Source organism: Streptomyces sp. NPDC058880 (assembly GCF_042742535.1).
Classification (GTDB): Bacteria; Actinomycetota; Actinomycetes; order Streptomycetales; family Streptomycetaceae; genus Streptomyces.
Genome location: NZ_JBHYMC010000010.1, coordinates 108,198 through 129,307, shown reverse-complemented (window position 1 = coordinate 129,307; position 21,110 = coordinate 108,198). Strand labels below are relative to the sequence as shown.

At 70.7% G+C, this 21,110-nt stretch carries 23 protein-coding genes; 7 read left to right on the top strand and 16 right to left on the bottom strand.

The window, feature by feature from the left end; translation table 11 throughout:
• Positions 1-4: 4 nt before the first annotated feature.
• From nuoK to ACFW2G_RS08855, 11 genes are read right to left on the bottom strand one after another with little or no spacing between them, the layout of a single operon-like run.
• On the bottom strand, positions 5-304 hold the full coding sequence (nuoK, locus tag ACFW2G_RS08905) for an NADH-quinone oxidoreductase subunit NuoK (RefSeq protein ID WP_030958925.1): 300 nt from the start codon (positions 302-304) through the stop codon (positions 5-7).
• Positions 301-1,107: an NADH-quinone oxidoreductase subunit J gene (locus ACFW2G_RS08900; protein WP_384446379.1), complete on the bottom strand. Its 807-nt coding sequence runs from the start codon at positions 1,105-1,107 to the stop codon at positions 301-303. The genes nuoK and ACFW2G_RS08900 overlap by 4 nt, the downstream gene beginning before the upstream one ends.
• A complete protein-coding gene (gene nuoI, locus ACFW2G_RS08895) occupies positions 1,104-1,706 on the bottom strand; it encodes an NADH-quinone oxidoreductase subunit NuoI (protein ID WP_037918840.1) in 603 nt (200 codons plus the stop codon). Before nuoI ends, ACFW2G_RS08900 begins: the two co-directional genes overlap by 4 nt.
• A complete protein-coding gene (gene nuoH, locus ACFW2G_RS08890) occupies positions 1,699-3,063 on the bottom strand; it encodes an NADH-quinone oxidoreductase subunit NuoH (protein WP_384446377.1) in 1,365 nt (454 codons plus the stop codon). The genes nuoI and nuoH overlap by 8 nt, the downstream gene beginning before the upstream one ends.
• On the bottom strand, positions 3,060-5,564 hold the full coding sequence (locus tag ACFW2G_RS08885) for an NADH-quinone oxidoreductase subunit G (protein WP_384446375.1): 2,505 nt from the start codon (positions 5,562-5,564) through the stop codon (positions 3,060-3,062). Before ACFW2G_RS08885 ends, nuoH begins: the two co-directional genes overlap by 4 nt.
• Positions 5,561-6,937, bottom strand: a complete 1,377-nt coding sequence (nuoF, locus tag ACFW2G_RS08880; protein WP_037918835.1) for an NADH-quinone oxidoreductase subunit NuoF — start codon at positions 6,935-6,937, stop codon at positions 5,561-5,563. The genes ACFW2G_RS08885 and nuoF overlap by 4 nt, the downstream gene beginning before the upstream one ends.
• Complete coding sequence (gene nuoE, locus ACFW2G_RS08875; RefSeq protein WP_384446371.1) at positions 6,937-7,692, bottom strand: NADH-quinone oxidoreductase subunit NuoE; 756 nt, start codon at positions 7,690-7,692, stop codon at positions 6,937-6,939. Before nuoE ends, nuoF begins: the two co-directional genes overlap by 1 nt.
• Positions 7,689-9,014 carry an NADH-quinone oxidoreductase subunit D gene (locus ACFW2G_RS08870; protein WP_037918832.1) on the bottom strand — a complete coding sequence of 442 codons (1,326 nt, stop codon included), beginning with the start codon at positions 9,012-9,014 and terminating at the stop codon, positions 7,689-7,691. The genes nuoE and ACFW2G_RS08870 overlap by 4 nt, the downstream gene beginning before the upstream one ends.
• Complete coding sequence (locus ACFW2G_RS08865; RefSeq protein WP_384446368.1) at positions 9,014-9,760, bottom strand: NADH-quinone oxidoreductase subunit C; 747 nt, start codon at positions 9,758-9,760, stop codon at positions 9,014-9,016. The genes ACFW2G_RS08870 and ACFW2G_RS08865 overlap by 1 nt, the downstream gene beginning before the upstream one ends.
• Positions 9,757-10,311: an NADH-quinone oxidoreductase subunit B family protein gene (locus ACFW2G_RS08860; protein ID WP_030028258.1), complete on the bottom strand. Its 555-nt coding sequence runs from the start codon at positions 10,309-10,311 to the stop codon at positions 9,757-9,759. Before ACFW2G_RS08860 ends, ACFW2G_RS08865 begins: the two co-directional genes overlap by 4 nt.
• 14 nt (positions 10,312-10,325) lie before the next feature.
• A complete protein-coding gene (locus ACFW2G_RS08855) occupies positions 10,326-10,685 on the bottom strand; it encodes an NADH-quinone oxidoreductase subunit A (protein WP_030653431.1) in 360 nt (119 codons plus the stop codon).
• A gap of 798 nt (positions 10,686-11,483) precedes the next feature.
• On the opposite strand from ACFW2G_RS08855, the gene ACFW2G_RS08850 reads away from it, so the two are divergent.
• From ACFW2G_RS08850 to ACFW2G_RS08835, 4 genes are all read left to right on the top strand, one after another.
• Positions 11,484-12,314 (top strand): C40 family peptidase, encoded by an 831-nt coding sequence (locus ACFW2G_RS08850; RefSeq protein ID WP_037918830.1) that lies wholly within the window; start codon positions 11,484-11,486, stop codon positions 12,312-12,314.
• 181 nt (positions 12,315-12,495) lie between these two features.
• Positions 12,496-12,768 carry a hypothetical protein gene (locus ACFW2G_RS08845; RefSeq protein ID WP_037918828.1) on the top strand — a complete coding sequence of 91 codons (273 nt, stop codon included), beginning with the start codon at positions 12,496-12,498 and terminating at the stop codon, positions 12,766-12,768.
• 143 nt (positions 12,769-12,911) lie between these two features.
• Entirely contained in the window at positions 12,912-13,448 is a 537-nt protein-coding gene (locus tag ACFW2G_RS08840) for a dTMP kinase (RefSeq protein ID WP_384582754.1), read from the top strand.
• Positions 13,445-13,891 (top strand): NUDIX domain-containing protein, encoded by a 447-nt coding sequence (locus ACFW2G_RS08835; RefSeq protein WP_384582743.1) that lies wholly within the window; start codon positions 13,445-13,447, stop codon positions 13,889-13,891. The genes ACFW2G_RS08840 and ACFW2G_RS08835 overlap by 4 nt, the downstream gene beginning before the upstream one ends.
• Before the next feature lie 132 nt (positions 13,892-14,023).
• Here the strand turns inward: ACFW2G_RS08835 and ACFW2G_RS08830 are convergent, their stop codons facing one another.
• Positions 14,024-15,307 carry a geranylgeranyl reductase family protein gene (locus tag ACFW2G_RS08830; protein WP_384582740.1) on the bottom strand — a complete coding sequence of 428 codons (1,284 nt, stop codon included), beginning with the start codon at positions 15,305-15,307 and terminating at the stop codon, positions 14,024-14,026.
• 97 nt (positions 15,308-15,404) lie between these two features.
• Between ACFW2G_RS08830 and ACFW2G_RS08825 the strand changes: the two genes are divergently transcribed.
• A complete protein-coding gene (locus tag ACFW2G_RS08825) occupies positions 15,405-15,947 on the top strand; it encodes a GNAT family N-acetyltransferase (RefSeq protein ID WP_384582737.1) in 543 nt (180 codons plus the stop codon).
• A 24-nt stretch (positions 15,948-15,971) separates the two neighbouring features.
• Here ACFW2G_RS08825 and ACFW2G_RS08820 read toward each other — a convergent pair whose 3' ends face one another.
• Complete coding sequence (locus ACFW2G_RS08820) at positions 15,972-16,901, bottom strand: glutaminase (RefSeq protein ID WP_037918823.1); 930 nt, start codon at positions 16,899-16,901, stop codon at positions 15,972-15,974.
• A 4-nt stretch (positions 16,902-16,905) separates the two neighbouring features.
• Complete coding sequence (locus ACFW2G_RS08815) at positions 16,906-17,598, bottom strand: demethylmenaquinone methyltransferase (RefSeq protein ID WP_384446364.1); 693 nt, start codon at positions 17,596-17,598, stop codon at positions 16,906-16,908.
• A gap of 310 nt (positions 17,599-17,908) precedes the next feature.
• Between ACFW2G_RS08815 and ACFW2G_RS08810 the strand changes: the two genes are divergently transcribed.
• Both ACFW2G_RS08810 and ACFW2G_RS08805 read left to right on the top strand, forming a co-directional pair.
• Positions 17,909-18,814, top strand: coding sequence for a DUF3152 domain-containing protein (locus ACFW2G_RS08810; protein WP_384582734.1), 906 nt, complete (start codon positions 17,909-17,911; stop codon positions 18,812-18,814).
• A gap of 54 nt (positions 18,815-18,868) precedes the next feature.
• Positions 18,869-19,273, top strand: coding sequence for a response regulator transcription factor (locus ACFW2G_RS08805; RefSeq protein WP_384582731.1), 405 nt, complete (start codon positions 18,869-18,871; stop codon positions 19,271-19,273).
• On the opposite strand, the gene ACFW2G_RS08800 is transcribed toward ACFW2G_RS08805, so the two are convergent.
• Together ACFW2G_RS08800 and mqnC are read right to left on the bottom strand one after the other, a co-directional pair.
• Positions 19,239-19,883, bottom strand: coding sequence for a hypothetical protein (locus ACFW2G_RS08800; RefSeq protein ID WP_384582729.1), 645 nt, complete (start codon positions 19,881-19,883; stop codon positions 19,239-19,241). The genes ACFW2G_RS08805 and ACFW2G_RS08800 overlap by 35 nt on opposite strands.
• Before the next feature lie 13 nt (positions 19,884-19,896).
• A complete protein-coding gene (gene mqnC / locus ACFW2G_RS08795; protein WP_384446358.1) occupies positions 19,897-21,096 on the bottom strand; it encodes a cyclic dehypoxanthinyl futalosine synthase in 1,200 nt (399 codons plus the stop codon).
• Positions 21,097-21,110: the final 14 nt, after the last annotated feature.

Genomic DNA, 21,110 nt, shown 5'->3' with positions numbered 1-21,110 from the left:
CCCCTTACAGCTTCATCAGGCTGGCGTCGTCGACCGAGGCCGAGTGGCGGGTACGGAACAGCGACACGATGATCGCCAGGCCGACCACGACCTCGGCGGCGGCGACGACCATCGTGAAGAAGGCGATGATCTGACCGTCGAGGTTGCCGTGCATCCGGGAGAACGCGACGAAGGCCAGGTTGCAGGCGTTGAGCATCAGCTCGATGCACATGAACAGCACGATCGCGTTCTTGCGGATCAGCACCCCGACGGCGCCGATCGTGAACAGCAGGGCCGCCAGGTACAGGTAGTTGACCGGATTCACTTCGAGGCCTCCTCACGGCCGAGGCGCTCCGCCGAACGCTGCTCCAGCGCCTTGAGGTCGTCGAGCGCCTCGCCGGAGACGTCGCGGACCTGGCCGCGATCGCGCAGCGTCCGGCTGACGGTGAGCTCGGACGGGGTGCCGTCCGGCAGCAGGCCGGGCACGTCCACCGCGTTGTGGCGGGCGTAGACCCCGGGCGCGGGCAGCGGCGGGAGCTGCACGCCCTCGCGTACGCGGCGCTCGGCCAGCTCGCGCTGGGTCGCGGCCCGTTCGGTGCGCTCGCGGTGGGTGAGCACCATCGCGCCGACGGCTGCGGTGATCAGCAGAGCGCCAGTGATCTCGAAGGCGAACACGTACTTGGTGAAGATCAGCTGGGCGAGGCCCTCGACGTGCCCGGCGGAGTTGATCCGGCCGAGCCCGTTGAAGTGGCCCAGCCCGGCGTGGCCGATGCCGGCGCACAGCAGGATGCCGAAGCCGAGGCCGCACAGGAGGGCCAGCCAGCGCTGCCCCTTGATGGTCTCCTTCAGGGAGTCGGCGGCGGTGACGCCGACGAGCATGACCACGAAGAGGAAGAGCATCATGATCGCGCCGGTGTAGACGATGACCTGGACGACGCCCAGGAAGTACGCCCCGTTGGCGAGGTAGAAGACCGCCAGGATGATCATCGTCCCGGCGAGGCTGAGTGCGCTGTGCACGGCCTTCTTCATCAGGATCGTGGCCAGCGCACCGATGACGGCGATGGTGCCGAGGACCCAGAACTGCACGGCCTCACCGGTGGAGGTGACGGTCGCGGCCATGGCGCTCATGCCCCCACCTCCGCGGTGTTCCCGTCGTCGGAGCCGGCCGGCTCCTCGCCCTTGGAGACCGCCACCTGCCGGACCGTGCCCGGGGCGGCGCCCGTCACCAGTCCGCGGTAGTAGTCCTGCTCGTCGGTACCGGGGAAGATCGAGTGCGGCGCCTCGACCATGCCCTCGGTGAGGCCGGCGAGCAGCTGCTCCTTGGTGTAGATGAGGGACTCGCGGCTGGCGTCGGCCAGTTCGAACTCGTTCGTCATGGTCAGCGCCCGGGTCGGGCACGCCTCGACGCACAGCCCGCACAGGATGCAGCGGGCGTAGTTGATCTGGTAGACCCGGCCGTACCGCTCACCCGGGGAGTAGCGCTCCTCCTCGGTGTTGTCCGCACCCTCCACGTAGATGGCGTCGGCGGGGCAGGCCCAGGCGCACAGCTCGCACCCGATGCACTTCTCCAGACCGTCGGGGTGCCGGTTGAGCTGGTGCCGTCCGTGGAAGCGCGGGGCGGTCGTCTTCTGCTGCTCCGGGTACTGCTCGGTGAGGCGCTTCTTGAACATGGCCTTGAAGGTCACGCCGAAGCCGGCCACCGGATTCTGCCACTTCTCGTCAGACATTCTCAGCACCCTCCTCTCGGTCACTGTCGGTGTTCGCGCCGCCACTGACGATCAGCTCCCGCTCACTGCGGGGCCGCCTGCGCGGTACGGGTGCCAGGTGCTGGCCGGGCTTGGGCGGTACGGGGAACCCGCCCGCCAGCGGATCGAAGGGCGCGGTGTCCCGGCCGGCGTCCGCGGCCGCCGCCTTCTCGCGCTTGTCGCGGAAGACGTCCGCGACGAAGGAGAGCAGCAGGATCGCCACGACGGCGCCGCCGACGTAGAGGGCGATGTCCGCCATCGCGTAGTTCTCGTTGCGCAGGGCCCGGACGGTGGCGACCATCATCAGCCAGACCACGGAGACCGGGATCAGGACCTTCCAGCCGAGCTTCATCAGCTGGTCGTAGCGCACGCGTGGCAGCGTGCCGCGCAGCCAAATGAAGAAGAAGAGGAGCAGCTGCACCTTGAGGACGAACCAGAGGAGCGGCCACCAGCCGTGGTTGGCGCCCTCCCAGAAGGTGCTGATCGGGTACGGGGCCCGCCAGCCGCCGAGGAACAGCGTGACCGAGACCGCCGAGACGGTGACCATGTTGACGTACTCGGCGAGCATGAACAGCGCGAACTTGATGGACGAGTATTCGGTGTTGAAACCGCCGACCAGGTCGCCCTCGGACTCCGGCATGTCGAAGGGGGCGCGGTTGGTCTCGCCGACCATCGTGACGACGTAGATGATGAAGGACACCGGCAGCAGCACGATGAACCAGCGGTCCTGCTGGGCCTCCACGATCGCCGAGGTCGACATCGACCCGGAGTAGAGGAAGACCGAGGCGAAGGCCGCACCCATCGCGATCTCGTAGGAGATCATCTGGGCGCAGGAGCGCAGGCCGCCGAGGAGCGGGTAGGTGGAGCCGGAGGACCAGCCGGCAAGGACGATGCCGTAGATGCCGACGGAGGCCACCGCGAGGATGTAGAGCATCGCGATGGGCAGGTCGGTCAGCTGCATCGAGGTGCGCTGCCCGAAGATGGAGACCTCGTTGCCGGCCGGTCCGAAGGGGATCACCGCGATGGCCATGAAGGCCGGGATCGCCGCGATGATCGGGGCCAGGACGTACACCACCTTGTCGGCCCGCTTGACGACGATGTCTTCCTTGAGCATCAGCTTCACGCCGTCGGCGAGCGACTGGAGCATGCCCCAGGGGCCGTGCCGGTTGGGGCCGATACGCAGCTGCATCCAGGCGACGACCTTGCGCTCCCACACGATGGAGAACAGCACCGTCACCATCAGGAAGGCGAAGCAGAACACCGCCTTGACGACGACGAGCCACCAGACGTCCCGTCCGAAGAGGGACAGGTCCTCGGCAGCGAGTTGAACGGTGTTCACGCGCCCACCTCCGCAGTGGTGTCGCCTGCGCCGGCCGGGGTCGCCGGGCCGATGCGTACGAGGGTGCCCGGGCGGGCTCCGGCGTCGGCGAGGACGCCGGAGCCGGTGGAGTTCAGCGGGAGCCAGACGACGCGGTCGGGCATCTCGGCGATCCGGAGCGGGAGTTCCACCGTGCCGGCGGGGCCGGTGACCGCGAGGACGTCGCCCTCCTTGACGCCCGTCTCGGTGGCCGTGGCGGCCGACAGCCGGGCTGCGGCCTCGTGCCGGGTACCGGCCAGGGCCTCGTCGCCCTCCTGGAGCAGGCCCCGGTCCAGCAGGAGCCGGTGACCGGCGAGGACCGCCTCGCCGACGCCCGGACGGGGCAGCGGCACCGGGTCGGTGGACTGCTCGGCGGCGAGCGCGCCCTCCCAGGGGCCGAGCCGCTCCAGTTCGCGGCGTACGGCGTGCACGTCGGGCAGGCCGATCGGCCGGTCGGCGGCGTCGGCCAGCATGTGCAGCACGCGGGCGTCGGCCGGGGCGAGCCGGCGGGTCATCTGGTCGGGCTTGAGCGCGGCCTCGAAGGGCCGGACGCGCCCTTCCCAGTTGATGAACGCGCCCGCCTTCTCGGCGACCGCGGCGACCGGCAGGACCACGTCCGCGTGATCGGTGACCTCGCCGGGCCGCAGTTCCAGGGAGACCACGAAGGCCTCCTTGAGGGCGGTCCGCGCGCGGGCCGGGTCCGGCAGGTCGGTGACCTCCACACCCGCGACCAGCAACGCGGACAGTTCCCGGGTGGCCGCCGCCTCGACGATCTGGCCGGTGTCGCGGCCGTAGCGGTGCGGGAGTTCGTCCAGGCCCCAGGCGGTGGCGACCTCGTCGCGGGCCCGCGGGTCGGTGGCCGGACGGCCGCCCGGCAGCAGGGACGGCAGGGCGCCGGCCTCGACGGCGGCCCGCTCCCCGGCCCGGCGCGGGATCCACACGAGCTTCGCCCCGGTGGCGGCGGCCGCCCGTACGGCGGCGGTCAGCGCACCGGGCACACCGGCGAGGCGCTCTCCGACGACGATGACGGCGCCCGGTGCGCGCAGCGCCTCGGCGGCCTCCGCGCCGCCCGCCTCCAGGCCGGTCCGTGAGGACAGCGCGTCGAGCCAGTCGGGCTCGGTGCCGGGAGCGGCCGCCAGGAGGGTGCCGCCGGCCTTCTGAAGTCCGCGGGTGGCGAAGGGGGCCAGGGCGAAGGTCCGCTGCTTGGACCTGCGGTGGGCCTTGCGCAGCCGCAGGAAGACCCCGGGGGCCTCCTCCTCGGCCTCGATGCCGGCGAGCAGCACCGCGGGCGCCGCCTCCAGCGAGGTGTAGGTGACGCCGTCGCCGTCGAGGTCCTTGCCGGTGCCGGCGACGGTGGCGGCCAGGAAGTCGGCCTCCTCCGCGCTGTGCACGCGGGCCCGGAAGTCGATGTCGTTGGTGTCGAGCACGACCCGGGCGAACTTGGCGTAGGCGTAGGCGTCCTCGACGGTGAGCCGGCCGCCGGTGAGCACTCCGGCCCGGCCGCGTGCGGCGGCGAGCCCGTTCGCGGCGGCCTCCAGGGCCTCGGGCCAGCTCGCCGGTTCCAGGACCCCGGCGGCGCTGCGCACCAGCGGGGTGGTCAGACGGTCCGGGCGCTGCGCGTAGCGGAACCCGAAACGGCCCTTGTCGCAGACCCATTCCTCGTTGACCTCGGGGTCTTCCGCGGCGAGGCGCCGCAGCACCTTGCCGCGCCGGTGGTCGGTACGGGTCGCGCAGCCGCCCGCGCAGTGCTCGCACACGCTCGGGGAGGAGACGAGGTCGAAGGGGCGGGAGCGGAACCGGTACGCGGCCGAGGTGAGGGCGCCGACCGGGCAGATCTGGATGGTGTTGCCGGAGAAGTACGACTCGAAGGGATCGCCCTCGCCGATGCCGACCTGCTGGAGTGCGCCGCGCTCCAGGAGCTCGATCATCGGGTCGCCTGCGATCTCGTTGGAGAAGCGGGTGCAGCGGGCGCACAGGACGCACCGCTCCCGGTCGAGCAGGACCTGCGGGGAGATCGGGACGGGCTTCTCGTAGGTCCGCTTCCTGCCCTCGAAGCGGGACTCGGCGTTGCCGTGCGACATCGCCTGGTTCTGCAGCGGGCACTCGCCGCCCTTGTCGCAGACGGGGCAGTCCAGCGGGTGGTTGATGAGCAGCAGCTCCATCACCCCGCGCTGGGCCTTGTCGGCGACCTCGGAGGTCAGCTGGGTCCTGACGACCATGCCGTCGGTGCAGGTGATGGTGCAGGAGGCCATCGGCTTGCGCTGGCCCTCGACTTCGACGATGCACTGGCGGCAGGCGCCGGCGGGGGGAAGGAGGGGGTGGTCGCAGAACCGGGGGATCTCGATGCCGAGTTGTTCGGCGGCGCGGATGACGAGGGTGCCCTTGGGCACCGAGAGCTCGGCTCCGTCGATGGTCAGCGAGACCAGGTCCTCCGGCGGGACGGCGGGTTCCCCTCCGGAGGCGGCCGTAGTGGTGACGGTCATGCGTTCACCTCCGTGTCGGCCCAGAGGGTCGACTTCCTGGGGTCGAAGGGGCAGCCCTTGCCCGTGATGTGCTGCTCGTACTCCTCGCGGAAGTACTTCAGCGAGGAGAAGATCGGGCTGGCCGCGCCGTCACCGAGCGCGCAGAAGGACTTGCCGTTGATGTTGTCGGCGATGTCGTTCAGCTTGTCGAGGTCGGACATGACGCCCTTGCCGGCCTCGATGTCGCGGAGCAGCTGGACCAGCCAGTACGTGCCTTCGCGGCAGGGAGTGCACTTGCCGCAGGACTCGTGCGCGTAGAACTCGGTCCACCGGGTGACGGCCCGCACCACGCAGGTGGTCTCGTCGAAGCACTGGAGGGCCTTGGTGCCGAGCATCGACCCGGCGGCGCCGACGCCCTCGTAGTCCAGGGGGACGTCGAGGTGCTCGTCGGTGAACATCGGGGTGGAGGATCCGCCCGGGGTCCAGAACTTCAGCCGGTGCCCGGGCCGCATGCCGCCGCTCATGTCGAGGAGCTGGCGCAGGGTGATGCCGAGCGGGGCCTCGTACTGGCCGGGTCCGGCGACGTGCCCGGAGAGCGAGTACAGGGTGAAGCCGGGGGACTTCTCCGTCCCCATCGCCTTGAACCAGTCCTTGCCCCGGTTCAGGATCGCGGGAACCGAGGCGATGGACTCGACGTTGTTGACGACAGTGGGGCACGCGTAGAGCCCCTCGACGGCGGGGAAGGGGGGTCGCAGCCGGGGCTGGCCGCGCCGGCCTTCGAGGGAGTCGAGCAGTGCCGTCTCCTCGCCGCAGATGTACGCGCCCGCGCCCGCGTGCACCGTGATGTCGAGGTCGAGCCCGCTGCCGAGGATGTTCCTGCCGAGGTATCCGGACGCGTACGCCTCGCGCACCGCCTCGTGCAGGCGCCGCAGGACCGGTACGACCTCGCCGCGCAGGTAGATGAAGGCGTGCTGGGAGCGGATCGCGTAGCAGGCGATGATCATTCCCTCGATGAGGGAGTGCGGGTTGGCGAAGAGGAGGGGGATGTCCTTGCAGGTTCCCGGCTCCGACTCGTCCGCGTTGACCACGAGGTAGTGCGGCTTTCCGTCGCCCTGCGGGATGAACTGCCACTTCATCCCGGTGGGGAAGCCGGCTCCGCCGCGTCCGCGCAGGCCCGAGTCCTTCACGTAGGCGATGAGGTCGTCCGGGGTCATCGCGAGGGCCTTGCGCAGGCCCTCGTAGCCCTCGTGGCGCCGGTAGGTCGCCAGCGTCCACGATTCGGGTTCGTCCCAGAAGGCCGACAGGACGGGCGCGAGGAGCTTCTCCGGGCTGGTCCCTCCCCCGGCCTCCGGCCGGGAGGTACCCCCGTTGCTCAGTTCAGAGGACACGGACATCACTCCCCTCCCTCGGTGGTGCTCTCGCCGCGCGGGTGGACGATCGGGGGGTGCGGGGGCTCGCCGCGGGCGATGCGCAGCCCGATCAGGGAGGCGGGGCCGGCCCCGCCGGTGGCCTCGACCGCGCCCGCGCGCTCGTCCGGGAAGCCGGCCAGGATCCGGGCCGTCTCCTTGTAGGTGCACAGGGGTGCGCCCCGGGTCGGCGAGACCTCGCGGCCGGCCAGCAGGTCGTCGACCATGGCCTTGGCGGACTCGGGGGTCTGGTTGTCGAAGAACTCCCAGTTGACCATCACCACGGGGGCGTAGTCGCAGGCGGCGTTGCACTCGATGTGTTCGAGGGTGATCCTGCCGTCGGCGGTGGTCTCGTTGTTGCCGACCCCGAGGTGCTCCTTGAGCTCCTCGAAGATGGCGTCGCCGCCCATGACCGCGCACAGGGTGTTGGTGCAGACGCCGACCTGGTAGTCGCCCGAGGGCTTGCGCCGGTACATCGTGTAGAAGGTGGCGACGGCGGTCACCTCGGCCGTGGTCAGGCCGAGCATCTCGGCGCAGAAGCGCACCCCGGTCCGGGAGACGTGGCCCTCCTGCGACTGGCACAGGTGCAGCAGCGGGAGGAGCGCGGAGCGGCTGTCCGGGTAGCGGGCGATGACCTCCTTCGCGTCCGCTTCGAGGCGGGTCCGTACCTCCGCCGGGAAGTCGGGGGCGGGCAGCTGGGGCATGCCCAGCGCGACCCCTTGGTTCTGAGGACTGGCGGTCATCGGTCGACGCCTCCCATCACGGGGTCGATGGAGGCGACGGCGACGATGACGTCGGCGACCTGGCCGCCCTCGCACATCGCGGCCATGGCCTGCAGGTTGGTGAAGGACGGATCGCGGAAGTGGACCCGGTAGGGGCGGGTCCCGCCGTCGGAGACGACGTGGACGCCCAGCTCGCCCTTGGGGGACTCGACGGCGGCGTAGGCCTGTCCGGCCGGCACCCGGAAGCCCTCGGTCACCAGCTTGAAGTGGTGGATGAGGGCCTCCATGGAGGTGCCCATGATGTTCCTGATGTGGTCGAGCGAGTTGCCGAGCCCGTCGGGGCCCATGGCCAGCTGCGCCGGCCAGGCGATCTTCTTGTCGGCGACCATCACCGGTCCGGGCTCCAGCCGCTCCAGGCACTGCTCGATGATCCGCAGCGACTGGCGCATCTCCTCCAGCCGGATCAGGAAGCGCCCGTAGGAGTCGCAGGTCTCGGTGGTCGGCACGTCGAACTCGTAGGTCTCGTAGCCGCAGTACGGGTCCGACTTGCGCAGGTCGTGCGGCAGGCCGGCGGAGCGCAGGATCGGGCCGGTGGCGCCCAGGGCCATGCAGCCGGAGAGGTCGAGGTAGCCGACGTCCTGCATGCGGGCCTTGAAGATGGGATTGCCGGTGGCGAGTTTGTCGTACTCCGGCAGGTTCTTCTTCATGGTCTTCACGAACTCGCGCAGCTGGTCGACGGCGCCCGGCGGGAGGTCCTGCGCGAGGCCGCCGGGGCGGATGAACGCGTGGTTCATCCGCAGTCCGGTGATCAGCTCGTAGAGGTCGAGGATCAGCTCGCGGTCGCGGAAGCCGTAGATCATGATCGTGGTCGCGCCCAGCTCCATGCCGCCGGTGGCGATGCACACCAGGTGGGAGGAGAGCCGGTTGAGCTCCATCAGCAGGACGCGGACGACGGTGGCGCGGTCCGGGATCTGGTCGGTGATGCCGAGCAGTCGCTCGACGCCGAGGCAGTACGCCGTCTCGTTGAAGAACGGCGTCAGGTAGTCCATGCGCGTGACGAAGGTGGTGCCCTGTGTCCAGTTGCGGAATTCGAGGTTCTTCTCGATTCCGGTGTGGAGGTAGCCGATGCCGCAGCGGGCCTCGGTGACGGTCTCGCCGTCGATCTCCAGGATCAGGCGGAGCACACCGTGGGTGGAGGGGTGCTGCGGACCCATGTTGACGACGATCCGCTCGTCGTCGGCCCTGGCCGCCGACTGGACGATCTCGTCCCAGTCGCCGCCGGTGACGGTGTAGACGGTTCCCTCGGTCGTCTCGCGAGCGGAGGAGTGGTTGGACGTGGACATCAGCTGTACGACCTCCGCTGGTCGGGAGCCGGGATCTGGGCGCCCTTGTACTCGACGGGGATGCCGCCGAGCGGGTAGTCCTTGCGCTGCGGGAACCCCTGCCAGTCGTCCGGCATCATGATCCGGGTGAGGGCCGGGTGCCCGTCGAAGACCAGGCCGAAGAAGTCGTACGCCTCGCGCTCGTGCCAGTCGTTGGTCGGATAGACGGAGACGAGCGAGGGGACGTGCGGGTCGCTGTCGGGGACGGACACCTCCAGCCGCAGGATCCGGCCGTGGGTGAGCGAGCGCAGGTGGTAGACGGCGTGCAGCTCGCGGCCCTTGTCCCCGGGGTAGTGGACTCCGGAGACCCCGGTGCAGAGCTCGAAGCGCAGGGCGGGGTCGTCGCGCAGGGTGCGTGCGACGCGCGCGAGGTGCTCCCGGGCGATGTGGAAGGTGAGCTCGCCCCGGTCGACCACGGTCTTCTCGATGGCGTTCTCCGGTACCAGGTCCTGCTCCTCCAGGGCGCCTTCGAGCTCGTCGGCCACCTCGTCGAAGTACGAGCCGTACGGGCGGGAGGACGCGCCGGGCAGGGCCACGGTGCGGACCAGGCCGCCGTAGCCGCTGGTGTCACCGCCGTTCGCCGCGCCGAACATGCCCGTGCGGACGCCGATGACCTCGGGGCCCTGGGCGCGCGGCGCGGGCAGGCCGCCGCCCGCGTCGGTCGCGGCGGCGTCGTTGCCGTGGTCGGGCTCTTGGGTCTCGCTCACCGGAGCAGCCCCTTCATCTCAATGGTGGGGAGGGCCTTGAGGGCCGCCGCCTCCGCCTCGCGGGCCGCTTCCTCCCGGTTCACGCCGAGCTTTCCGCCCTGGATCTTCTGGTGGAGCTTGAGGATCGCGTCCATCAGCATCTCGGGGCGGGGCGGGCAGCCGGGGAGGTAGATGTCCACCGGGACGATGTGGTCGACGCCCTGGACGATCGCGTAGTTATTGAACATTCCGCCTGAAGATGCACAAACCCCCATGGAGATCACCCATTTGGGAGCGGGCATCTGGTCGTACACCTGGCGCAGCACCGGCGCCATCTTCTGGCTGACCCGTCCGGCGACGATCATCAGGTCGGCCTGGCGCGGGGAGCCGCGGAAGACCTCCATGCCGAAGCGGGCCAGGTCGTACCGGCCCGCTCCGGTCGTCATCATCTCGATGGCGCAGCAGGCGAGGCCGAACGTCGCCGGAAAGACGGACGACTTGCGCACCCATCCCGCGGCCTGTTCGACGGTGGTCAGCAGGAAGCCGCTCGGCAGCTTCTCTTCCAGTCCCATGGGAATTCAGCCCCTCAGTCCCATTCCAGGCCGCCGCGGCGCCAGACGTAGGCGTAGGCGACGAAGACGGTGAGCACGAAGAGCAGCATCTCGACGAGCCCGAAGATCCCCAGGGAGTCGAAGGTGACGGCCCAGGGGTAGAGGAAGACAACCTCGATGTCGAAGACGATGAAGAGCATCGCCGTCAGGTAGTACTTGATGGGGAAGCGACCGCCACCGGCCGGCATCGGCGTCGGCTCGATGCCGCATTCATAGGCGTCGAGCTTCGCCCGGTTGTACCTTTTTGGACCGATCAGCGTGGCCATGACCACGGAGAAGATCGCAAACCCTGCGCCGAGGGCGCCGAGCACGAGGATGGGCGCGTACGCATTCACGCTCCTCGCTCCTTCCAGTCGTCCTGGACCGTTGGACCGCGGCCGGCCGGGCCCCTCCCAGCGGTAGCGGGGGGCGTGCCCCGCCTCGCGAAGATCGTGCACATGTGAGGCAGTTCACAAGCCGGACTGGTGCGCATCTTATGCCCGCTCCTCTGTGATCTGCGACACGGGGAACACCACCGAGTTTGTGATCTCCACCACCTGACGAACGATCATGAAGTCCGATGAGTGGTGATCTTCATACTCGAAGCAGCCGCATGATCACCAATAGTGACATTCAAGCCCGTTGTTGCAGGTGGAGGGCGCATCGCCCTACCAAACGATTCCGCCTGCAAGCAAATTGGCCCCAGCGCCCGGGCAGTGATATGGAGATCCGCGTCGCCCGGTCGGGGGGCCTACGTGTACAGAGGTGGACGCGGGGCATACGAGGGTGCGACGGGGCGCCGAGTGCGTGCATCCGTTCACGAGCCCTCCGCGGCGGCGGGCGCCCGGCCTCACAGGAAGGTCACGGGCCGGCCGCGGTGTCCACGCGACGTGATCCTCCTGTGACCTGCGCCACTCCGAATCGGACGTTCCGAAAGCGGGCTTGGCCATCTGTGCGGAGGGATGGTAGTCCGGGGATCATTTCGGACTTAATTCTGAAACCCCATGATCACAGCCCTGTGAGGGCGTGTCCGTTTCGCCCGTTACGGCGTCAATAAGAAGCCAGGCGCGCCCGGTTCGCGCCCTTCGCGCGCAACTGTGGCGCACCCCACGTTTCTTGAAGGGAACCCTGACGCCCTGATAGCGGTTGTTCTCATGTCCCACACCGCTCACATACCCAGCCACCGGAAGCCCCGCCGCAGCGCCTCGAAGCTCGCGGTCCGCGCCGGAGTTGCCGGTGGCGTTCTCAGCACCCTGGCCATGGCCGGCACCGCGAGCGCATCCCCGTCCGAGCCTGTGGCCGAGACGACGCTCGAAATGCCGGTCCTGGACCTGGACCTGGCCGCCGAGGTCTCCTCCGCGGTCGCTACGGCCGCCGAGAACACCCGTCTGGCCGCCGTGGAAGACGAACTGACCGCTCAGGAGGAGAGCGCCCGCACCGGCGCCGCCGCCGAGGCGAAGCAGGCCAAGGAAGCGGCCCTGAAGGCCGCCGAGAAGAAGGCGAAGGAGGAGGCGGACCGCAAGGCCGAGGCCGAGCGCGCCACCCGCGACTCCGAGCGCACCTCGCTGAAGACCACCTCCGCCCCGGCGAAGGCCCCGCAGGGCACCGGCACCGTGACGGCCCCGGCGACCGGCTCCGCCGCTGCCATCGTCAACTTCGCCCGCGCGCAGGTCGGCAAGGCCTACGTGATGGGCGGGACCGGCCCGTCCTCGTTCGACTGCTCCGGCCTCGTCCAGGCCGCCTACCGCCAGGCCGGCATCTCCCTGCCGCGCATGTCCCAGGCGCAGTCCACGGCCGGCAGGTCCGTCTCCCTGAGCGCCCTTCAGCCGGGCGACATCCTGTACTGGGGCCCCAAGGGCAGCGCGTACCACGTCGCCGTCTACGTCGGCGGTGGCAAGTTCGTCGGCGCGCAGAACCCCAGCACGGGCATCGTCGAGCGCAGCCTGAGCTACGACAAGCCGACGGGCGCCGTCCGCGTCCTCTGAGCCGCCCCTGAGCCCCGCTCAGGTCCCGGCAGCAGACACGGCCGGAGGGCCGGTACTCCCCCGCTCGGGGGTGGAGTACCGGCCCTCCGGCCGTTGTCGTGGGCGCCGGTACGCGGCGTTCCGGTCCCTGCGAAGATGGCGGGGCAGGCCCCGAGCGTCAGACCCTGGAGGTGGTGGTCCCGTGGGCACACAGCCGTACGAGCACCACGAGGCCGGCGACCCCACCGCGGTCCGGGCCGCCCTCGGCCTCGGGCTCCTCGCCGTCGGGGGCTGGCTGCTGAACACCACCCGCCCCTGGCAGAAACCGGGGCACGCCCTGCTCCTCGCGACCGGCTGGACCGTCTCGGGCACCCTGCTGGTGTGCGGCCTGGTCCTGCTGGCCCGGTGCGTGCGCGGCGTGCACGGCGGCCCCGACCGGGAAGACCGGGGTACCGGCGACCGCCGTCCCTCATGAGCACCCTCCACCGGCCTCAGGCCTTCGGGGCCGCCTTGGTTCCACCGGGGCAGCCATCAGACGGGACGTTTCCTACCGCCGGTAGTGCGTTTGGGGTATGAGTCGTCACGTGGCGCCCCAGGCCGTCGACCGGCGCGGCCAGGATCAGCAACATCGAGGCCGGACGCCTCGGCATCAGCGAGGAGCGCATTCGCAGGGCTCACGGGCGGGCCCTCGCCTGTCTCGTCGCCGCGAATCGGTACGAGCACATCGACGTCGAGTTCGATCCACTACTCAAAGACGGCTGCACCCTGGTCTGCGACCGCTACCTCGCGTCGAGCCTCGTACTCCAGCGGCTCGACGGCGTACCCGAGCCGTTCGTGCTCGCGCTGAACCGACACGTCCTCCTGCCCGATCTCGCCGTGATACTCACCGCGGACCCTGAGAGCATCGCGGCCCGCATCGCCAAGCGCGGGAAGCGCCACCGCTTCCACGACGACCCCAACGGTCCGGCACGCGAGGTCGAGCTCTACCGCGAGGCAGCACAGACCTTGATGGCCCTCGGCGTCGAGGTGCTCGTGCTCGACACCACCGACGCCACCCCTACGGACGTAGCAAAGCGAATCGCCGACGCCGTAGCCCCGCCCAGGGGTAGCGTCGACAGTCCCAACCGGCCCGTCGACCCCACGGTGAGCACATGAACGCGGCAACACCTGCAACCCCCGTGATCGACACGCACGTAATCCTGCGCAGCGGCGACAAGGTGCTGCTGTCGCAGCGCGGGGGCCCGTACGGCTACGGACGGTGGCACGCCCCCTCGGGCAAGCTCGACGCCGACGAGCCGTTGACCGTTGGCGCGGCGCGAGAGCTGCGCGAAGAGACCGGCGTCGAGGTCGACCCCGCACACCTGCGCCTCGTGCACGTCGTCCACCACAAACAGAACCCCGAGGTCGAGCGTATCGGCCTGTTCTTCGAGGCCACGGAGTGGGACGGCGAGCCGGTGAACCGCGAGCCCGAGAAGTGCCTCGATCTGCGCTGGTGGTCCGTGCACGAGCTGCCCGAAGACATCATCGAGTACCCCGCCGCCGGCCTGCTCGGCTACCTGCGAGGCGACGACCAGGCACTCACCGAACACGGCTGGTAGACCCGGAACGCACTCCGCCCGCCGAGCGCAGAACACGCTTGGCGGGCGGAGGGACGTCTACGGCGGCAAGGGACTAGGGCCGAGGGCCCCACCGGCACACCCTCGCGCGAACCGGGGTTGCCGGTTGAATGATCACGAACGCGGGGCCACCTTCGAGAGGCCGTTGATGACGCGGTCCATGGCGTCGCCGCCCGTCGGGTCGGTCAGGTTCGCCAGCATCTTCAGGGTGAACCTCATCAGCACCGGGTGGGTCAGGCCGCGCTGCGTGGCGACCTTCATGACCTTCGGGTTGCCGATCAGCTTCACGAAGGCGCGGCCCAGCGAGTAGTAGCCGCCGTAGGTCTCCTTGAGCACCTTCGGGTAGTTGTGCAGCGCCAGCTCGCGCTGCGCCGGGGTGGAGCGCGCCTGCGCCTGCACGATCACGTCGGCCGCGATCCGGCCCGACTCCATCGCGTAGGCGATGCCCTCGCCGTTGAACGGGTTGACCAGGCCGCCGGCGTCCCCGACCAGCAGCAGGCCCTTGGTGTAGTGCGGCTGCCGGTTGAAGGCCATCGGCAGGGCCGCGCCGCGGATCGGCTGCGTCATGTTGTCCGGGGTGTAGCCCCAGTCCTCCGGCATCGAGGCGCACCAGGCCTTGAGGACCTCGCGCCAGTCCAGCTCCTTGAAGGCGGAGGAGGAGTTGAGGATGCCGAGGCCGACGTTGGACGTGCCGTCGCCCATGCCGAAGATCCAGCCGTAGCCGGGCAGCAGCCGGTCCTGCGGGCCGCGCCGGTCCCACAGCTCCAGCCAGGACTCCAGGTAGTCGTCGTCGTGCCGCGGCGAGGTGAAGTACGTGCGCACCGCGACGCCCATCGGACGGTCCTCGCGCCGGTGCAGGCCCATGGCCAGGGACAGCCGGGAGGAGTTGCCGTCGGCGGCGACGACCAGCGGTGCATGGAAGGTGACCGGGGTCTTCTCCTCGCCCAGCTTCGCCTGCACGCCGGTGATGCGGCCGGTGCGGGCGTCGCGGACGGGCTCGCCGACGTTGCAGCGCTCGTACAGCCGGGCGCCGGCCTTCTGGGCCTGGCGGGCCAGGGTCTCGTCGAAGTCGTCGCGCTTGCGGACGAGTCCGTAGTCCGGGTAGGAGGCCAGTTCCGGCCAGTCCAGCTGGAGCCGCTGTCCGCCGCCGATGATCCGCAGGCCCTTGTTGCGGAGCCAGCCGGCCTCCTCGGAGATGTCGATGCCCATCGCCACCAGCTGCTTGGTGGCGCGCGGCGTCAGTCCGTCGCCGCAGACCTTCTCGCGGGGGAACGCCGTCTTCTCCAGGAGCAGGACGTCCAATCCGGCCTTGGCGAGGTAGTAGGCGGTGGTCGAGCCGGCGGGCCCGGCCCCGACGACGATCACGTCCGCGGAGTGTTCGGAGAGGAGCTCGGTCACTGCGGGGTCTCCCGAAGGCTCGATAAAGGGTGCCAGGCGGCACCGGACATGTGCAGTCTATGCAGCGAGAGAGACCGCGATCCGAAGGGCTGCCCCGATGACGACTTCGCCGACCCGGCCCCCGCTCCCCGCGGTAGGGCTGCGCGTGCCCACCGACGAGGACGCCCACGCCTGGCACCGCGTCTTCAACGACGCCGATGTCATGGAGTTCCTGGGCGGTCCCGCCGAGTGGTCCGAGTACGAGGAGTTCACCGCGCGCCAGCGGCTGCACGACGCACAGCTCGGCCTCTGCCTGTGGACGCTGCTGGACGGCGACGGCGAGGTGATCGGCTTCACCGGGGCGCAACCGTGGCCGGCGGACAAGCCGTGGGGGCCGGTCGGGGAGATCGAGATCGGCTGGCGGCTCGGGCGAGCGGCCTGGGGACGCGGCTACGCGTACGCCGCGGCGCTCGCCACCCTGGAGCGGGTCCGCGAGACCGGGATCGAGCGGGTGGTGGCGATGATCCACGCTGGCAACGCCCGCTCCGTGGCGGTGGCGGAGCGGCTGGGCATGGCCCTGGCCGAGGAGTTCACGACGCCGGGCGGGAGCCCGGCCCGCCGCTACGCCCTGGACCTGCGGGAGCTGCCGCCGCCCCGGTGAGCGTCCCGGCAGCGGGCAGGGGGGTCAGAAGACGGACAGGCCCGTCAGCGTCGTGAAGCGGTCCAGCGCGGCGACGCCCGCGACCGAGTTGCCCCGGGCGTCGAGCCCCGGGCTCCACACGGCGAGGGTGCACTGCCCCGGGACGACGGCGACGATCCCGCCGCCCACCCCGCTCTTGCCGGGCAGCCCGACGCGGTAGGCGAACTCGCCCGCCGCGTCGTAGGTCCCGCAGGTCATCATCACCGCGTTGACCTGCTTGGCCTCGCTGCGCGTCAGCAGCCGCGAGCCGTCCGCGCGCAGTCCGTGCCGGGCCAGGAAGCGTCCGGCACGGGCGAGGTCGGCGCAGCTCATCTCGATGGAGCACTGCCAGAAGTAGTGTTCCAGCAGGGCCGGCACCGGGTTGTCGATGTTCCCGTACGAGGCCATGAAGTGGGCGAGGGCCGCGTTGCGGTCCCCGTGTCCCTGCTCGGAGGCGGCGACCTCGGCATCGAAGCCTATGTCCGGGTTCTGGCTCTCCTGCCGCAGGAACTCCAGCACCTCGCTGCTCGCGTCGCCCGTCAGTGTCTGGAGCCGGTCGGTGACCACGAGGGCGCCGGCGTTGATGAACGGGTTGCGCGGAATGCCGTTTTCGTACTCCAGCTGCACGAGCGAGTTGAACGGGTTGCCCGAGGGCTCCCGGCCGACCCGCTCCCACAGGCTGTCGCCGCCCTCGGCCAGGGCCAGGGCGAGCGCGAACACCTTGGTGATCGACTGGGCGGAGAAGGGCACCTGCCAGTCCCCCACCCCGAAGACGTTGCCGTCGAGGTCGGCGACGGCCATCCCGAACTGGCACGGTTCCACGGCGGCGAGCGCCGGGATGTACTCGGCGGGCGTGCCGCTGCCCAGCAGCGGGGCGACCTCGGCGGCGATCCGCTCCAGCAGGGACTCGTAGTCGGGGGACTCTGCGTCGGACACGGCGTCAGACCTTGATGCCCCGGTGCAGTGCGACGATGCCGCCGCTGAGGTTGCGCCAGGCGACCTTGGACCAGCCGGCCTTCTGCAGCAGGGCGGCCAGCGCCGGCTGGTCCGGCCAGGCGCGGATGGACTCGGCGAGGTAGACGTACGCGTCGGGGTCGGACGACACCGCGCGGGCGACGGGCGGCAGCGCCCGCATCAGGTACTCGGTGTAGACCGTCCGGAAGGGCGCCCAGGTGGGCTGCGAGAACTCGCAGATCACGACCTGCCCGCCCGGCTTGGTCACCCGGTACAGCTCGCGCAGCGCCGCGTCGGTGTCCTGGACGTTGCGCAGGCCGAAGGAGATCGTCACGGTGTCGAAGACGTCGTCCTTGAACGGCAGCTTCGTCGCGTCGCCGGCGGTCAGCGGAAGCCAGGCGTTCCGCTTCTTGCCCTCCATGAGCATGCCGAGGGAGAAGTCGCACGGGACGACGTACGCGCCGGTCGCCGCGAAGGGCAGCGAGGAGGTCGCCGTACCGGCCGCCAGGTCGAGGACCTTCTGCCCGGGGCGCGCGGCGACGGCCTTGGCGACCTCCTTGCGCCACACCCGGTCCTGGCCGAGGGAGAGGACGTCGTTGGTCAGGTCGTAGTTCGCCGCGACCCTGTCGAACATGGAGGCGACTTCGTGCGGCTGCTTGTCCAGGGAGGCCCTTGTCACTGGCGTTCGCCCCTCGTGTTGCGATGCGGATCGGCGGGTACCGCCCCATCCTCTCAGGCCGCCCGGGCCCGGACGGCGCGGGCTCCGCCGTAGCGCGCCGCCGTAGCGCGCCGCCGCGGCGCCGTAGCCGCGCCGTGCCGCGCCGTACCCGTGCCGTACCCGACCGTAGAACTGTTCCGAAGGACAGTTACGCTGCTACGTCGCACACGCGTTGACTGCCAGGGTGCGGCCCGGTGAGGGTCACCCACCGGATCAGCACCCCAACCGTGGGCGGGTCCGGCAGCGGCCGCCGCGAACAGGAAGCTTCACGATGCCGGCAGGCCATTCCACCGGTCGTTCCCGCCGTGACGGCCCGCGCGCCAGGCGCCGGGCCGCACGACGCAGGCGGCTGCGGCGTACGATCCTCCTCGGCTCCGCGGCGCTGGTCGCCGTCTCGGCGACCGCCTACGCGCTGGTGCCCGAGGACGAGACCAGCACGGACGCCAAGGGCCGCGCCGCGGCCCGGCCCGACGAACCGGGCGCAGGAGACACCGACGCCGCGGGGAACCCGCTCCCGCAGGGCGGCGCGAAGTCCCCCGAGGCCGAGCCGTCCCCCGCCGCCTCGGCACAGCAGTCCGCCTCGCCGCAGCCGTCCACCGACGCCCCGGCGACGCCCGGCAAGCCCGGCGCCTTCGCCGGGTCGTCCGCCTCCGGCGGTGTCCAGGGCAAGGGGACGGCACGGCGCTGGCGGCTGGAGGTCGAGGAGGGCAGCGGGGTCGATCCGGAGGCGGCCGCCCGTTCCGTCGAGGCGATACTCGGCGATCCGCGCGGCTGGACCAAGGACCCGCGGTACGGCTTCCAGCTCGTGGGAGCGGGCCAGCCGGTGGACTTCACCGTCAAGATCGCGTCGCCCAGGACCACCGACATGCTGTGCGACGTGGTCACCCCGGAGCTGATCGGCGAGACCAACTGCCGGGTCGGCCACACCGTGGTGGTGAACCTCAAGCGCTGGAAGGAGGGTTCGCCCCAGTTCAGCGGCACCGTGGAGGAGTACCGGGCGCTGATCGTCAACCACGAGGTCGGGCACGAGATCGGCCGCGGCCACGAGGGCTGCCCGGGCCCCGGAAAGCCCGCGCCGGCGATGATGCAGCAGATCAAGGGCCTCGGCGGCTGCAAGTCCAATGCCTGGCCGTTCGACGCGGAGGGAACCTACCTGTCCGGTCCACCCGTCCTCTAGGAAAAGGCCGCCCTCCGTACGGGGCCGGCCGGGGGGCATCGAGGAGTGGGAACCGTGCGCGTCGTCAGCTTCAGCGTCCCTGCGTGGTTCCCCTCGTACGAGGAGCCGGACGGGCCGCCGGCGCAGCACGAGGGCCGTCCCTGCGAAGCCCTGCTGACCGAGCAGGAGTCCGCGGTGTTCCTGTGCCTGGCCACCGGCGCCTCCAACCGGGAACTCGCCGGAGAACTCCAACTGTCCGTCAGCACGGTCAAGTTCCACGTCGTGAACATACGCGCCAAGCTCGGCGGGATCAGCCGCCTCCAGGCCTGCCTGCTGGCCGCCCTCGCCCGGGAGGGCGGCCGGACCGCCGAGGCACTCCCCGCCGGGAGCGCGCCCGGCGGAAGCCACGACGGACTCGGATACGACGGACTCGACGACGGCGGTCTCAGCGACGGCGGTGGAGCAGCCGTCCCCCGATGACCGTGGCCACGCACGTGGTCGCACCCCGCGCCAGCAGATCGGCCTCGTCCGCCACCGCGAACACCGCGAAGCGTGCCACCGCGCCCGGCTCCAGCACCCCGTGGAAGGCCTCCGCCGCCGACTCCCGGCCCGCGAGGGGATCCAGGGCGGCGCGCCCCTCGTAGAGCGCCGGCGGCAGGATCGTCAGCCCCGATCGGGACACCGCCGTACGCACCGCGGCGACCGTGAAGCGGCCGCACACCGCCACCACCCCGCGGGCCAGCAGCCGCTGCGTGCCGCGCCGGGCGCTGTGGCCCCACCGCGACTCGGTCGGCTTCAGGGCCTCCAGCGCCTCCCCGCCGCTGATCGGGTCCGCGCCGAGCTCCGTGACCTCGTACGGGTCGTCCGGGTAGTACGTCCGCTCCAGCAGCTCGTCCGCCCCGCGCACCAGCAGCCCCGGGGTGAGCACCCCGGGCCAGCGGCGGACCCGGGCGTGCGGGTGGGCCGCCGCCAGGTCCTCGTAGGGACCCACGCGGGCGATCCGGTCGCCCTCGACGAGGACCGCGCCGCCCGCCAGCGGAGCGGACCTCGGTCCGGTCACGAGGAGTTCGGCGGCGTGCAGCGTCAGCATCGTGTCGGACGCGTCAGTTCGCGGAGACGAGCTTCAGCTCGGGGTGCGCGGTGCCGCCCTCGATCGCGGTGGAGGAGATGTGCGAGACGACGCGGTCGTCGGCCGGGTCGTTCGCCGGGTCGTCGTGGACCAGGAGGTGCTCGTACGTCGTCGCGCGCTGCGCCGGTGTGCGGCCCGCCTTGCGGATGAGGTCGATGATCTCCTGGCGGTTGGAGCGGTGCTTGGCGCCGGCCGAGGAGACGACGTTCTCCTCCAGCATGATCGAGCCGAGGTCGTCCGCGCCGTAGTGCAGCGAGAGCTGGCCCGCCTCCTTGCCGACGGTCAGCCACGAGCCCTGGATGTGGGCGACGTTGTCGAGGAACAGGCGCGCGATCGCGATCATGCGCAGGTACTCGAAGATCGTCGCCTGGGTGCGGCCCTTGAGGTGGTTGTTCTCGGGCTGGTAGGTGTACGGGATGAAGGCGCGGAAGCCGCCCGTGCGGTCCTGCGTGTCCCGGATCATCGCGATGTGCTCGATGCGCTCGGCGTTGGTCTCGCCGGTGCCCATCAGCATGGTGGAGGTGGACTCCACGCCCAGCTCGTGGGCGATCTCCATGATCTCCAGCCAGCGCTCGCCGGACTCCTTGAGCGGGGCGATCGCCTTGCGCGGCCGGGCCGGCAGCAGCTCGGCGCCGGCGCCCGCGAAGGAGTCGAGGCCGGCCGCGTGGATGCGCTGGATCGCCTCCTTCGCCGAGACCCCCGAGATACGGGCCATGTGCTCGACCTCGGACGCGCCGAGGGAGTGGATGACCAGCTGCGGGAACGCCTGCTTGATGGCCGCGAAGTGGTGCTCGTAGTACTCGACGCCGTAGTCCGGGTGGTGCCCGCCCTGGAACATGATCTGCGTGCCGCCCAGTTCGACGGTCTCCGCGCAGCGGCGCAGGATGTCGTCGAGATCCCGCGACCAGCCCTTCTTCGTGTCCTTCGGGGCCGCGTAGAAGGCGCAGAACTTGCACGCCGTGACGCACACGTTCGTGTAGTTGATGTTCCGCTCGATGATGTACGTGGCGATGTGCTCGGTGCCCGCGTAGCGGCGGCGGCGCACCGCGTCCGCCGCCTGCCCCAGCGCGTGCAGCGGCGCGTGGCGGTAGAGGTCGAGCGCCTCTTCCTTGGTGATCCGGCCCCCCGCGGCGGCGCGGTCGAGGACAGACTGGAGAACGGCCTGGTCGGTCACCGGGAGTCACCTTT

What these genes read in the sequence shown, in the direction of transcription:
- ACFW2G_RS08860 (WP_030028258.1), bottom strand. Translation starts at nt 10,311, where the DNA reads ATGGGACTGGAAGAGAAGCTGCCGAGCGGCTTCCTGCTGACCACCGTC.
- ACFW2G_RS08870 (WP_037918832.1), bottom strand. Translation starts at nt 9,014, where the DNA reads ATGTCCACGTCCAACCACTCCTCCGCTCGCGAGACGACCGAGGGAACC.
- ACFW2G_RS08800 (WP_384582729.1), bottom strand. Translation starts at nt 19,883, where the DNA reads ATGCTGACGCTGCACGCCGCCGAACTCCTCGTGACCGGACCGAGGTCC.
- ACFW2G_RS08810 (WP_384582734.1), top strand. Translation starts at nt 17,909, where the DNA reads ATGCCGGCAGGCCATTCCACCGGTCGTTCCCGCCGTGACGGCCCGCGC.
- ACFW2G_RS08885 (WP_384446375.1), bottom strand. Translation starts at nt 5,564, where the DNA reads ATGACCGTCACCACTACGGCCGCCTCCGGAGGGGAACCCGCCGTCCCG.
- nuoI (WP_037918840.1), bottom strand. Translation starts at nt 1,706, where the DNA reads ATGTCTGACGAGAAGTGGCAGAATCCGGTGGCCGGCTTCGGCGTGACC.
- ACFW2G_RS08835 (WP_384582743.1), top strand. Translation starts at nt 13,445, where the DNA reads ATGAACGCGGCAACACCTGCAACCCCCGTGATCGACACGCACGTAATC.
- ACFW2G_RS08850 (WP_037918830.1), top strand. Translation starts at nt 11,484, where the DNA reads ATGTCCCACACCGCTCACATACCCAGCCACCGGAAGCCCCGCCGCAGC.
- ACFW2G_RS08900 (WP_384446379.1), bottom strand. Translation starts at nt 1,107, where the DNA reads ATGAGCGCCATGGCCGCGACCGTCACCTCCACCGGTGAGGCCGTGCAG.
- ACFW2G_RS08825 (WP_384582737.1), top strand. Translation starts at nt 15,405, where the DNA reads ATGACGACTTCGCCGACCCGGCCCCCGCTCCCCGCGGTAGGGCTGCGC.
- nuoE (WP_384446371.1), bottom strand. Translation starts at nt 7,692, where the DNA reads ATGACCGCCAGTCCTCAGAACCAAGGGGTCGCGCTGGGCATGCCCCAG.
- nuoF (WP_037918835.1), bottom strand. Translation starts at nt 6,937, where the DNA reads ATGTCCGTGTCCTCTGAACTGAGCAACGGGGGTACCTCCCGGCCGGAG.